The organism is Streptomyces sp. Tek67B01 (assembly GCF_055231995.1).
The window spans coordinates 807344-819901 of the sequence record NZ_JBUYUY010000001.1 but is presented as its reverse complement, the minus strand read 5'-3'; the positions used below and the strand labels follow the sequence as shown (position 1 = coordinate 819901).

At 71.2% G+C, this 12558-nt stretch carries 8 protein-coding genes; 4 read left to right on the top strand and 4 right to left on the bottom strand.

The features are described from left to right. Window positions 1-195 precede the first annotated feature (195 nt). The 4 genes from ACV7NM_RS03990 (at window position 196) to ACV7NM_RS03975 (ending at window position 6345) form a co-directional block, all read left to right on the top strand. Window positions 196-1128 (top strand): cyclase family protein, encoded by a 933-nt coding sequence (locus tag ACV7NM_RS03990; RefSeq protein ID WP_463408928.1) that lies wholly within the window; start codon window positions 196-198, stop codon window positions 1126-1128. Window positions 1129-1292: 164 nt separating this feature from the next. Continuing rightward, entirely contained in the window at window positions 1293-2873 is a 1581-nt protein-coding gene (locus ACV7NM_RS03985; RefSeq protein ID WP_463408927.1) for a GMC oxidoreductase, read from the top strand. Window positions 2874-2956: 83 nt separating this feature from the next. Next, window positions 2957-4774 (top strand): glycoside hydrolase family 15 protein, encoded by a 1818-nt coding sequence (locus ACV7NM_RS03980; protein ID WP_463408926.1) that lies wholly within the window; start codon window positions 2957-2959, stop codon window positions 4772-4774. Window positions 4775-4977: 203 nt separating this feature from the next. Next, on the top strand, window positions 4978-6345 hold the full coding sequence (locus ACV7NM_RS03975) for a histidine-type phosphatase (protein WP_463408925.1): 1368 nt from the start codon (window positions 4978-4980) through the stop codon (window positions 6343-6345). A 60-nt stretch (window positions 6346-6405) separates the two neighbouring features. Here the strand turns inward: ACV7NM_RS03975 and ACV7NM_RS03970 are convergent, their stop codons facing one another. The 4 genes from ACV7NM_RS03970 to ACV7NM_RS03955 all read right to left on the bottom strand — a co-directional run bounded on the left by ACV7NM_RS03970 (window position 6406) and on the right by ACV7NM_RS03955 (window position 12360). Next, window positions 6406-7473, bottom strand: a complete 1068-nt coding sequence (locus ACV7NM_RS03970) for a chitinase (protein ID WP_463408924.1) — start codon at window positions 7471-7473, stop codon at window positions 6406-6408. A gap of 160 nt (window positions 7474-7633) precedes the next feature. Further along, window positions 7634-8899: an MFS transporter gene (locus tag ACV7NM_RS03965; RefSeq protein WP_463408923.1), complete on the bottom strand. Its 1266-nt coding sequence runs from the start codon at window positions 8897-8899 to the stop codon at window positions 7634-7636. Window positions 8900-8944: 45 nt separating this feature from the next. Continuing rightward, window positions 8945-10945: a PEP/pyruvate-binding domain-containing protein gene (locus tag ACV7NM_RS03960; RefSeq protein ID WP_463408922.1), complete on the bottom strand. Its 2001-nt coding sequence runs from the start codon at window positions 10943-10945 to the stop codon at window positions 8945-8947. Beyond that, window positions 10942-12360, bottom strand: a complete 1419-nt coding sequence (locus tag ACV7NM_RS03955; RefSeq protein WP_463408921.1) for an ATP-grasp domain-containing protein — start codon at window positions 12358-12360, stop codon at window positions 10942-10944. The genes ACV7NM_RS03960 and ACV7NM_RS03955 overlap by 4 nt, the downstream gene beginning before the upstream one ends. Window positions 12361-12558: the final 198 nt, after the last annotated feature.

Sequence of the window (12558 nt, the reverse complement as noted above, 5' to 3'; positions counted from 1 at the left end):
GTCCGGCGGCGACGGGAACGAACCCGCAGCATGTCCAAGCGGATCTCCACACGTGAGAGGCGGGCGCACGGGTGCGCGGGGCCCGGACGCGGGCCGCTCGTCCATTAACGTCGCGCCCCCGGGGCTCGGCAATTCGGGTTCGGCCGGTTCGCCGTTCGGCGCGCGCGAGCCGCCGGTGTGGACGATGGTGAGGGCATGGGTACGCCCGACGAGATGAGCGAGGCCGCGTTCCGGTCGCTCTATCGCGAACTGCGCGGCACCGCACCCGGCGGCGGGGCGCCCCGTGGAGCCCTGGTCACCCTCACCCCCGAACGGACCCTGGCGGCCGTCCGCGAGGTCCGCTCCGGCCGTACGGTCTCGCTCGCCGCGCCCCTGGACACCCGCAAGGGACCCGACAACGACGAACCGGCCGCGCACCGGCTCACCGCGCCCGCCGGCGGCGTCCCGGACCCGCACGGCCTGCAGTTCGCCCGGGACCGCATCGCCCTGAACGTCCACGGCGACGTCGACAGCCACATCGACGCGCTCTGCCACGTCATCTACGACGGCACCCTGCACGGCGGCGTGCCCGCGGCCGACGTCCTGTCCCCGGACGGATCGGGGGCCCTGACCATCGACCTGGCCCGCGACGGGATCGTGGGCCGGGGCGTGCTCCTGGACATCCCTCGTCTGCACGGCACCGAGTGGCTCGAACCGGGATCGCACGTCACCGCCGAGGACCTCGTCGCCGCCGAAGCGCGACAGGGAGTACGGGTCGGCGCGGGCGACATCCTCCTCGTACGCGTCGGGCACCGGCGCAGGCGCGAGGAACTCGGCGCCTGGGACGCGGCCGCCGCGCGCGCCGGGCTCCATCCGACGGCTCTGCGTCATCCGGCCGACCGCCGGGTCGCCGTCCTCGGCAGCGACGGCAACAACGACACGGCCCCCAGCGCCGTGCGGGGCGTCGCGTACCCGGTGCACGTGCTGGCCATCCACGCGATGGGACTGCACCTGCTCGACTACCTGCGGTTCGAGGAACTGGCCCGCCTCTGCGCGGACGAGGGGCGCTGGTCGTTCCTCTGCGTGATCGCGCCGCTACGACTGCCGGCGGCGACCGGTTCTCCCGTCAATCCGCTGGCGATCCTGTGACCGGCCCGCGGGGTCGGCGCCCCCGCCGAGCCGACTCGCCGGGCCACACGTGCGGGGCTACGTTGTAGATGCGAGCGGAGTGAATGAGAGCGGACCCACCTCACCTGCGAGCGGACCCAACTCACCTGACAGGAGCACACCGTGCTCCGGAGACGGTGGCCGGCATGGCCGAGGCGCGGCAGTACGACGTCATCATCATCGGGACGGGTGCCGGCGGCGGCACGCTCGCCCACCGCCTGGCACCCACCGGCAAACGGATACTCCTCCTCGAACGCGGTGACTACCTGCCGCGCGAACGGGACAACTGGGACTCCACCCAGGTCTTCGTCAAGGCGAAGTACCGCGCAGCGGAGTTCTGGTACGACCGGCACGGAAAGCGGTTCCCGCCCGAGGTGAACTACTACGTCGGCGGGAACACCAAGTTCTACGGCGCCGCGCTGTTCCGCCTGCGCCCCGAGGACTTCGGCGAGATCCGGCACCATGACGGCATCTCACCCGCCTGGCCACTGGACTACGGCGACCTGGAGCCGTACTACACGCAGGCCGAGCACCTCTACCTCGTGCACGGCAGGCACGGCGAGGACCCCACCGAAGGACCGGCCAGTGCCCCGTACGCGTACCCACCCGTGCGACACGAGCCGCGCATCCAGCAGTTGAGCGACGACCTGGAGAAGCGGGGCCTGCACCCCTTTCACCTCCCGATCGGGGTGAACCTGCTCCAAGACGAGCAAGGGCGGGCGGCGCACGGCAGCGCCTGCATCCGCTGCGACCGTGTGGACGGCTTCCCCTGCCTGATGGGAGCGAAGTCGGACGCCCAGGTCATCTGTGTGGACCCGGCCCTGGAACACGCCAACGTCGAACTGCTCACCCGTGCCGATGTGCGCCGGCTCGAAACGGACACCACCGGGCGGAGCGTCACCACGGTCGTCGCGGAACTGGGGGACGGCTCGACCGTCCGGTTCGCCGCCGACATCGTGGTCGTGGCCTGTGGGGCGGTCAACTCCGCCGCTCTGTTGCTGCGTTCGGCAGACGACCGGCACCCTCGGGGCCTGGCCAACAGCTCGGACGTGGTCGGCCGGCACTACATGCGGCACAACAACCTGGCCCTGATGGCGGTCTCCAAGGAACCGAACCCCACCAGGTTCCAGAAGACCCTGGCGCTGCACGACTGGTACCTGGGATCCGACGACTGGGACTACCCCCTCGGCGGCATCCAGATGCTGGGCAAATCCGACTCCGAGCAGATCCACGGCGAGGCACCCCGCTGGGCCGGCGCCGTCACCCCGGACATGCCCTTCGAAGTGCTCGCACACCACGCCGTCGACTTCTGGCTGTGCGGTGAGGACCTGCCTACGCCGGACAACCGGGTCACCCTCGGCGGGGACGGCGGCATCCACCTCGCCCTCGACGAGAAGAACAACATCGCCGGCCTGGACCGGCTGCGGGGCAAACTGCAGCACATGCTCGGTCATCTGGGCATGCACGAGCACCATCTGTTGTCACACAGCATCTACCTGCACAAGGGCATGCCCATCGGCGCCACGGCCCATCAGGCCGGCACCGTCCGCTTCGGCCACGACCCGCGGAGCTCCGCCCTGGACGTCGACTGCAAGGCCCACGACCTCGACAACCTCTACGTCGTCGACACGAGTTTCTTCCCGAGCATCGGCGCGGTCAACCCCTCGCTGACCGCCATCGCCAACGCCCTGCGCGTGGGGGACCACCTCGCGGAGCGGCTGCGATGACCGGGCGCCGCCGAGCCGCGATGACCGGGCGCCGCCGAGCCGCCACGACCGGGCACGACTGAGGCGCCCGGAGGAGGAGAGACATGGACCGTTACCCGCCCATCGCCGACCACGGACTCGTGGGGGACCTGCAGACCGCCGCTCTGGTGTCGTCCCAGGGAGTCGTCGACTGGTTCGCGGCGCCACGATTCGATTCCCCCAGCGTCTTCGCCTCGCTGCTCGACCACGATGGGGGCGGGTATTTCCTGCTCGCGCCGGAACAGGGCGAGGGCACGTGGAAACAGCTCTATTACCCGGACACGGCGGTCGTGGTGACCCGCTTCATGTCGCCCGACGGGGTCGGGGAGACCATCGACTACATGCCGGTCCACCGGGGTCTCACCGCGTCCGACCGGCACACCCTGGTGCGTGCGATCCGCGCGGTACGCGGCACCGTGAACTTCACCCTCGAATGCCGCCCCCGGTTCGACTACGCGCGGGCGGCCCACCGGCTCGACCTGGCGGGGAACACGGCGACCTTCCGGGCGCCCGGGGCCACCGCGTTCCTGCAGAGCACCTTTCCGCTCGAACGCGACGGCCGGGACGTCCGGGCGTCGATCACGCTCAACGCGGGCGAGGTGGCGGCGGCGGTGTTCACCACCGACGGCGAGGACGGCGTGGCGCCGCCGCCTCCGGACGGCGACCGGATCACCGAGGAGATCTGGGAACAGATCGACTACTGGCAGCAGTGGGTGCGCACTTCGCGCTACCACGGCCGTTGGGCGGAGATGGTGTACCGCTCGGCCATCACGCTCAAGCTCCTCACCTACGCCCCCTCGGGCGCGCCGGTCGCCGCCGCCACCATGGGCCTTCCCGAGCAGGTCGGAGGCGAGCGCAACTGGGACTACCGCTTCACCTGGGTACGGGACGGGTCACTGTCCGTGCGGGCCCTGCTCGACCTCGGCTTCGTGGAGGAGGCGACCCGCTTCACCCACTGGCTCGGCGACCGCCTGAGCGCCCATGAGGGTCCGGACGGGGAGCCCCTCCAGATCATGTACCGGGTCGACGGCGACCCTCACCTGACCGAGGAGATCCTCGAACACTTCGAGGGCTACCGGGGCTCGTACCCCGTCCGGGCCGGAAACGCGGCGATGGACCAGCTGCAACTCGACATCTACGGCGAGGCGCTGTACGCCCTGTCACAAGGTCGCGAGGTCGCCGGACAAGCCGACTACCAGGGCTGGAAGGCGCTCGCCCGGACCCTGGACTGGCTCGCCGACTCCTGGGACCGTCCCGACGAGGGCATTTGGGAGACCCGAGGCGGCCGGAAGGACTTCACCTACAGCCGCGTGATGTGCTGGGCCGCCTTCGACCGCGGAATCAAGATCGCCGCCGATTTCAGCAGGCCGGCCGACACCGCCCTGTGGACCAAGGCCCGCGACGACATCCTCGAACAGGTCATGGAACGCGGCTGGAGCGACAAGGAACGGTCCCTGGTCCAGCATTACGGCAGCCACGTCCTCGACGCCTCGCTGCTGCTGGTTCCCCGGGTCGGGTTCCTCGCGCCGAGGAGCGCGAGCTGGCTGTCCACGCTCGACGCCATGGACCGCGTCCTGGTCTCCGACAGCCTGGTCTACCGGTACGACCCCCAGGCCTCCCCCGACGGTCTGCGCGGCTCGGAAGGAACCTTCAGCCTCTGCACGTTCCTCTACGTCGACGCGCTCGCCCGCGCCGGACGGCTGCCGCAGGCCCGCTACACCTTCGAGAAGATGCACACGTACGCCAACCACGTCGGTCTCTTCGCGGAGGAGATCGGCCCCAGCGGCGAGCAACTCGGCAACTTCCCCCAGGCCTTCACCCACCTGTCGCTCATCATGGCGGCGACCACCCTGAACGAGGCACTCGATGCCCTCCACCGCTGAACACGGCCTCCCCCCGGACGGCGCCGCCGATCCGCGGGCCCCCGCGTGACCGGGGAGCGCTTCGGGGCGCGCCCGGGCAGACGTCGTTCAACCGTCGTTCATCCGGGCCACGACCGGACGTGGGCGCGACGTCCGACTCCGGGGCGAACGTGCGGTGGACCCACCCTGCCGACCGGCAGACCGGGACGACTCGAAGGGCCACCTTGAAGCGCACCGCTCCCCTCTCCGCCGCCATCGCCGTCTCCCTGGCTGTCGGCCTGATCTCCGCCACGGGAGTCGCATCCGCGCGCGAGCGGCCCGGCCCCTCGCACACCGAACCGGGCCTCTACGGCACGAAGACGCCGTACGAGCCGAAGGAGAAGCCCGGCCGGTACCAAAAACCGCCCGAGGGGTTCAGCCCGATCTTCACCGAGACCGTCGCCCGCCACGGCTCCCGCGCCATGTCGGACAGTGGAGACGGTGACGCCGTACTGGCCGTCCTGGGGACGGCACAGGAGCGCGGCGCGCTCACCGGCCTCGGCGCCCGACTGGGCCCGCAAGTGCGGTCACTGCTTGGCGCCGCCTCGGCGATCGGCTACGGCAACCTCTCCGGCCGCGGGGCCCAAGAGCAGCGGCAGACGGCGCTGCGCATGGAACAGCGACTGCCGTCGCTGTTCGAGACGATCACAGCCGAGCACGAGCCCATCGTCGTGGAGACGTCGGGCGTGGCGCGCGCCGTGGCCAGCGCCGACGCCTTCACGGGCGGTCTGGCCGCCGGCGATCCGGAGCTGACCGGTCTGATCCAGGCGCCGGTCACCGACAAGGACCTGCTGTACTTCCACAAGCAGCCGCAGAACGCCGATTACCAGGACTACCTGGCGCACGACCCGGACCTCGCCGCGGTCCTCGCGGGGATCGACGCCGACCCGCGCACCGCCGAGGCGGCGCACCACGTCGTCGCGTCCCTCTTCCACGACGACTTCACCGCCTCGTTGCCCACCGCCACGCAGGTCTCCTTCGCGCGCTCGCTCTACCAGCTCTACAGCGCGGCGCCGGACCTCCGCGTCGAGGCGCCGGACGTAGACCTCACCCGCTTCCTCGCCCCTCGCGACGCCCGGTGGTTCGCCTACCTCGACGACGCCGAGGAGTTCTACCGGAAGGGCCCCGCCCTCAGCGGGCGCACCATCACCTACAAGATGGCCGGCGTCCTCCTCGACGACTTCCTCACCCAGGCCGAGACGAAGGCCGCCGGCGCCGGCGACAAGGGCGCGGTGCTCCGCTTCACCCACGCGGAGGAGATCGAACCCCTTGCGGCGCTCATGGGTCTGCCGGGCAGTACGGAACCGACCGAGCCGGGCGAGCCCTACTCCTACCGGAACAACCCCTGGCGCGGCGCCGACGTCGCGCCGATGGCCGCGAACATCCAGTGGGACCTCTACCGGAACACCCCCTCCGCGGGTGAACCGGCCACCTTCCTGGTCCGCATGCTCTACAACGAGCGGGAGACCGCCTTCAAGCCCGCCTGCAAGCCGGTCTCCGAGGGCGGCCACTTCTACGAACTGCGGGAACTGGGCCGCTGTCTCCGCGGCTGACCCACTCTCCCCCGTCGGGGGTGAGGGCGTCGGCGACGTCCGGGAGCGTCCGATGGGGTGTCATCGCCCCTGAAGCGCCTTGACGTTGTCGCCGAACGTCCAGTCCTTCGAGCCGTCCCAGTTCACGGACCAGGTCATCAGTCCCTTCAGGCCGTTCCCGTACGTGTTCCAGGCCTGCGCCACCAGGTCGGGGGTCATGTGACCGCCGCCCGCGCCCGGTTGGGCCGGCAGGCCCGGGACCTGCTTGTCATAGGGGACCTTGACGGTCGTCCCCTGGATCACCAGTCCCTTGTTCAGGCAGTCGGTCTGGGCCGTGAAGCCCCGCACGGTGCCGGCGGAGTAGGAGTCGCCCGAGCAGCCGTACATGCTCCCGTTGTAGTACTGCATGTTCAGCCACCACAGGCGGCCGTTGTCCGCGTACTTCTTCACGATGGGGAGGTAGGCGCCCCAGATCGAGCCGTACGCCACGCTGCCGCCGGTGACGTATGCCGTCTCGGGCGCCATCGTGAGTCCGAAGTTCGGCGGCATCTGCGCGAGCACGCCGTCGATGACGCGGATGAGGTTGGCCTGTGAGGCCGAGAGCGCGGTGATGCTGCCGCTGCCGACGAGGCCGGTCTCGATGTCGATGTCGATGCCGTCGAAGTTGTACTTCTCAAGGATCGGCACGATCGTCGCGACGAATCGGTCGGCGACCGCGCCGGAACCCAGGTCGATCCCCGCCGCCGCGCCGCCGATGGACATCAGGACGGTCTGCCCGGAGGCCTTGGCCCGACACATCTCGGCCGGCGTGGGCACCTTCACCGTGGAGTCCATCCCGTCCTCCCACAAGGCGGTGCCGTCCGAGCGGATCACGGGGAAGGCCGCGTTGACCACGTTGTAGCCGTGGCTGCGGATGCGGCTGTCGGTGAGGGGTGTCCAGCCGAGCGGAGGGTGCACGCCGTTGGCGGCGCCGTCCCAGTTCTCCCAGTAGCCCTGCAGTACCTTGCCCGAGGGCCTGGACTTGACCGCGCAGGTGTCGGCCCGCGGTGCGGGCGCCGGCGTGGGCTCCTGGGCGGCCGCGATCGGATCGGGCACGGCGAAGAGGGCGGCCAGGCAGGCCGTCAACAGGCGTGAGCCGCGAAGGAGCATGACGAGGTGCCTCCTGGACGTGGGGAACCCGGGGAGGTGCGTGGGGGAGCGGATTCGACGCTAGGGAGGTCCACACCCGGGGTCAATAGGTCTGGACCAAGTCCACGATGGCGCCGCCGTCTTCCGGCCATCGGGCCGCGAGGGGTGGCCTACCGTGACGTCAGGGCTGTCCGGCGGCCGGCCGTACCCCGCGCCTGCGGAGCCGCCCCAGGACCACGCCCACGACGAGCAGCAGCAGACAGGTACCCGCCGCCGCGTGCACGAGGAGCGCGTCGAGACGGTCCGCCGCCAGGTAGGCGCCGACGGCCAGGGCCACCAGCGCGCACACACCGCGGTCGATGATGGACTCCACCGACAGCAGGGTCGCCCGGTACGGGGTCGGCGGGATGGCCGCGTTGATCAGGTTGCGTTGCACCGGGTACGCCAGACCCGCCGCGGCGGCGAACACGCACAGCCAAAGGATCGTGCCCAGGCCCCCCGACAGTGTGGTGGCCGCGAGCGTGAGCGCCATGACCACGCTGAGGACGGTGACCAGGGTGGTGTCGGACAGTCTTCCGCGCAACCAGCCGGTCCTGGCCGATCCGACGGCCTCGGCGACCGTCATCGCGGACAGCACCGCACCGTGGTCGGCGACGGGGATGCTCTTTTCGAGGAGCAACGGTTGGAAGAGGTTGACCTGGCAGACACGGGCGAGCGTGAACACGGCCACGCCCTGCACCATCAACGGTCCCAGGGACCGTGACGTTCCGAGCACCCTCACGGCCTGGCGGGCCGAGGTCAGGAGCCCGAAGCGCTCCGGCGGCGGGTGAGCGCCCTCGCGGGGCGCCGCGATCGCGGGGAGGGCCGCGGCGCAGGCCAGCGAACCGAGCGCGGAGAGCGCGGTCAGCACGTAAGGGGCCTCGTGCCGGACGTGCATCAGCACGCCGACCAGGGGCCAACAGGCGATCTTCGCCCAGAGGCCGAGCGCTCGGGCGGTGCCCTCGGCCTGTACGTAGTGCGCCCGCGCACCGTGCTCGTGCAGGTACTCGTACAGGTAGGCGCTGGAGGCCCCGGACACCAGCGAGCGGGCGGCGGCGATGGCCAGGAAGTGCGCCATGAAGCCCGCGAAGGACGGCGAGACGACCGGGAGGAGGTTCGCCGCGGTCATCGCCGCCGCCCCGAGCTGCATGCAACGGCGCTGCCCGATGCGGTCGGCGATGAAGCCGGTGGGTATCTCCAGCAGGCAGAACGCCACGTAGTAGACGCTCTGGATGCCGAAGATCTGGCCGTCCGACAGGCCTGCCTGCCTCTGGTACTGGTAGAAGACGGGCATCCACCACAGCAGGTTGAACAGCAACTGGAAGCCGTTGTTCAGGCGGATGACGCGGAGCGCCGCGGCGGGCGGCCGGACGCGGTCTTTCACGCGCGGGGGCGGGGAGAGGGGCATCGGTGACCTTCGGGTGGGGCGGTACGCGGGGAAGTACGGAAAAGGTCAGGCGCTGTAGGGCCGGAGCTGGAGGATGTGGAGCGCGCCCCCCGGCCCGAGCAGCCACTCGATGTCGAGCGGCCCCGCGAAGGTGTAGTCCGTGGCGAAATGGGACTGGAGCAGGCGGCCCGCCAGCGCCAGCCGCCCCAGGTGCTCCCGCGTCTCCCGCGTCAGGTCCTCGTCGGCCGCGCCCAGCGAGATCGTGCGGCCGCCGCCCTCGACCGTGTTGTACAGGTACTGCAGGGGCATCGTCCGGCCGTCGACGACGTCGGCCGTGGACCCGTGGACGCAGTTGAGGTACACATTGCGGAAGTCGGCCCGGTTGGTCGGGTTGCAGGTCACCATGACGCCTCCGAGCGGGGACGGCTCGTAGCGCTGGACGATCACCCCCATGTAGGTGTCGTCCAGGGAGATGCCGGCCTGATGGCGCAGCCGCACGCTGCGCGGGGAGAGCAGCGAGGCCCACACCTGGCGGACGGCGTCCAGCAGCCCCGGCAGATCGGTGACCTTGGTGTGGGACTCGTAGATGCCGGCCGCGGAGAAGCCCGGGAGGTCCTCGGCGTTCGAGGAGGACCGCACGGCGAAGCGGCTCGTGCCCGCCAGGTGCTCGACCACCCGGGTGTCCAGGGCGCGCACCAGGTCCTCGGGCACCGGAAGGGTGCGCACGAGGTGCTGCAACTGGACGCAGACCGTGTCCACGGCGTCCATGGCGTTCAGCTCCAGGGCCATCTTCAGCTTCCCGATGCTCTGTTGCACCGCCGGCGAGGAGTCCAGGAAACGCCGCTGGACGGAGAAGGGGACGGCGATGCCCGCCGGCGCCCGGACGTGGCGGCTCAGGAACTCGCCCGCGTACTGGCCGAGGTCGCCGTCCTCGGGCATCCCCAGCCGCGCGGCCAGGTGACCGAGCAGGTCGGCCCGGGGCGGGCGGGGCACGGAGTAATAGCCGGTCAGTCGGGACGAGCCGTGGCGCAGCACGTGGTGCAGTTCCCCCAGGTTGGCCGCCTTCGTGCCGTAGCGGTTCCGGTCCCCGGCGCGCAACGCCGCCAGCGGCACGAGCGGTACGTCCGTCACGTGCGGCGCGTCGAGGCGGACCCGCTGCGTGTGCCACGTCGGTTCGGCGAGGTCCGAAGGCTCCTCGGCGCGCTCGATGACGTACCCCTCGGCGGTCACCTCGTAACGGACCCAGGCACCGTCCAGCTTCTCGTCGGCGATCGTGTCGAGGACTCCGCGGACGATGGCGTTGGGGATGCCCCAACCGGCCGCGAGCATGTTGGTGTGCGACAGCGGGGTGGTGGGCAGGGCGTTGATCAGACCGGCGAGCCGCGGGATGTCGTCGGGAACCACCGGCATGGCGACGATGTCGTACCAGGTCAGCTCCGCGCGGGCGGCCCGGTACTCCTCGCCCGAGGCGAAGGCGCGGAGCCGACCGGTGGCGGAGGCGAGCGTCAACGGCACGAAGGGCGCGGTGGCCAGGAGCGCGTGTCCCCGGGCGCGGGGCACCACGGTCTCCGGCACCGCCGCGAGGGCGTTCTCCTGGCCGTGGTTGGCCGGCTTCACCAACAGCTCCAGCGCGGGATCGAGGTGAGCCCGTACGAAGGCGTGGAACTCGATCAACAGGTCGGCGCCCATGGTGTCGGCCTCGGTGGTCTCCAGGACCATGAACGGCTCGTCCCGCTCCGGGCCGCCCCGGGAGTGCAGCGACAGGACGCCGAGCAGGAAGCGCCGTGCGGGGTCCTGGTAGACGTCGTGGTTGAAGCGGTCGAGTTCGGCGTCGAGCTGGTCGAGGGTCAGCCCCTGGATCTCGGTGGCTATGTAGTTGACGTGGAAGGAGTGCACGGCGCTGTCGAGGACGTGCCACAGGCCCTGCTCCCGGTCCACGACGACCTTCACGTACGGGTGGCCGCCCAGCACACCGGCCAGTTGCTCGAACAGGGGGAGCGTGAGCAGGGTGTCCACGGCGGCGCCCCGGGGGGACGGCGCGGGGGTGATGGTGCCGGCGTTCGTCATACGGTGCTCCCGGGCGTCGAGCGGTCGGCGGACGCGGCGGCGGGGTCGGCGGCCGGGGGGCCGGCGGACGCGGCGGTGAGGGCTTTGGGCAGGGCCGCGAGGATGCGGCCGCAGTCGGCCAGCAGCTCCGGCCCGGACTCGGCGGTGAGGAAGCACAGCGCCGCCATGGAATTGGCCCCTCCGGCCTCCTCGTACGGCGGGACCGGACTGCCCGGCGCGAGACTGTGCTCGCGCACCGGCTCCACGCGGGATCCCGGCGCCACCAGGGAGGGCCAGTCGACCGCCCCGAAGTCCCAGGCCGGTAACTCGGTCCAGGGCCGGCCCTCGGGGTCGACGGCCAGCACGACGAGGGACCCGGCGGCCCCCACGCCCTCGATCGCCATCCGCTCCGGGTAGGCGACGTCCCGGCCGAGCAACTGGCGCACCAGCATGCCGATCATGTCGAACCCGAAGACGGTCTCCACCTGCCGGGTGGTCATCACCCCACCGAAGCGGGCCGCTGTCTCGATCAGCCACATCGCCCCGTCGGCGCCGAGTTTGATCTCGGTGTGGGTGGCGCAGGTGTCGAGTCCGAGGGCGTCGACGGCGGCGCGCGACACCTCCTCGATCCGGCGCTGCGACGCCTCCGGGAGCGCGGCCGGAGCCAGGCTCGCCCGCTCGGTGAAGGGCGCGACGGTCGGCATCCGCCCCGTGATGCACAACGGGTGGTAGCGGCCGTCGGCGACGATCCCCTCCACGCTGACGTAGTCGCCCCAACCGGGCGCGTCGAACCAGTCGGATGCCTGCCCGGTCACGATCTCCTCCAGTAGGAAATCGCTGACGCCCTCGTCCGCCGCGTGCAGCTCCGCGTAACCCTGTGCGGAGGAGGCCTCCATGACGGAGCGTCCGGTCTTCCAGGCCTCCTCGGCCTGCTGCTCGTTCCACACGGTGAGGTGGGCCGTGGAACCCGCGCTCCAGGCGGCCTTCAGCAGGAGCGGCGGCCGCAGGGTCTCGAAGGCGGTCGCGATGTCCTCCGGGTCGTGGACCTCCACGAATCCCGGTACGGGCACCCCGGCGTCACGCCAGATCCGGCGCATCAGACGCTTGTCCCGGGCTCCCGCGACCCGCTCGCCGGCGCCGCGCAGACCGAGCCGCAAGCACGCGTGGGCGACGGCCACCACCGCGTACTCCGACAGGGTCAGCACCGCCGCCGCGCCGACGCGGCGGGCGTGGGAGCAGATCAGATCGACCAATTCCACCCCCTCGCCCGGCGCGGCCGTGGTGACCGACGCGCACCCGGGCAGCCACGCCGACTCGGTGGTTCGGGGCAGGGGCGCGAGCGCCAGGACGTGCACCTCGGCGTGAGCCGCGATTCTCGGGAGCGCGTACTCGAGGGGAGGGCCGCCCTTGGCGTAGACGAAGAGGATCGGGGTCATGGTGCTCCTGGGGTCGGGGCGGACGCCGCGTGGTGCGACGGCGTCGCCGGCGGACGGTCCGCACGCGGTGTCACCACGCACCGACCGCGGGTGACGAGAGCACGGCGGAGAACGGTGGACGCGCAGAGGTACGCCTACTCGATTAGACGTTCGCCAAACAATCGCGCCCCCCAACCAGGGCCGGCAGCGCGGTATTTC

Excerpts from the sequence above, each read along its gene's own strand:
- ACV7NM_RS03990 (WP_463408928.1), top strand. The coding sequence starts at position 196 with ATGGGTACGCCCGACGAGATGAGCGAGGCCGCGTTCCGGTCGCTCTAT.
- ACV7NM_RS03985 (WP_463408927.1), top strand. The coding sequence starts at position 1,293 with ATGGCCGAGGCGCGGCAGTACGACGTCATCATCATCGGGACGGGTGCC.
- ACV7NM_RS03980 (WP_463408926.1), top strand. The coding sequence starts at position 2,957 with ATGGACCGTTACCCGCCCATCGCCGACCACGGACTCGTGGGGGACCTG.
- ACV7NM_RS03970 (WP_463408924.1), bottom strand. The coding sequence starts at position 7,473 with ATGCTCCTTCGCGGCTCACGCCTGTTGACGGCCTGCCTGGCCGCCCTC.
- ACV7NM_RS03965 (WP_463408923.1), bottom strand. The coding sequence starts at position 8,899 with ATGCCCCTCTCCCCGCCCCCGCGCGTGAAAGACCGCGTCCGGCCGCCC.
- ACV7NM_RS03960 (WP_463408922.1), bottom strand. The coding sequence starts at position 10,945 with ATGACGAACGCCGGCACCATCACCCCCGCGCCGTCCCCCCGGGGCGCC.
- ACV7NM_RS03955 (WP_463408921.1), bottom strand. The coding sequence starts at position 12,360 with ATGACCCCGATCCTCTTCGTCTACGCCAAGGGCGGCCCTCCCCTCGAG.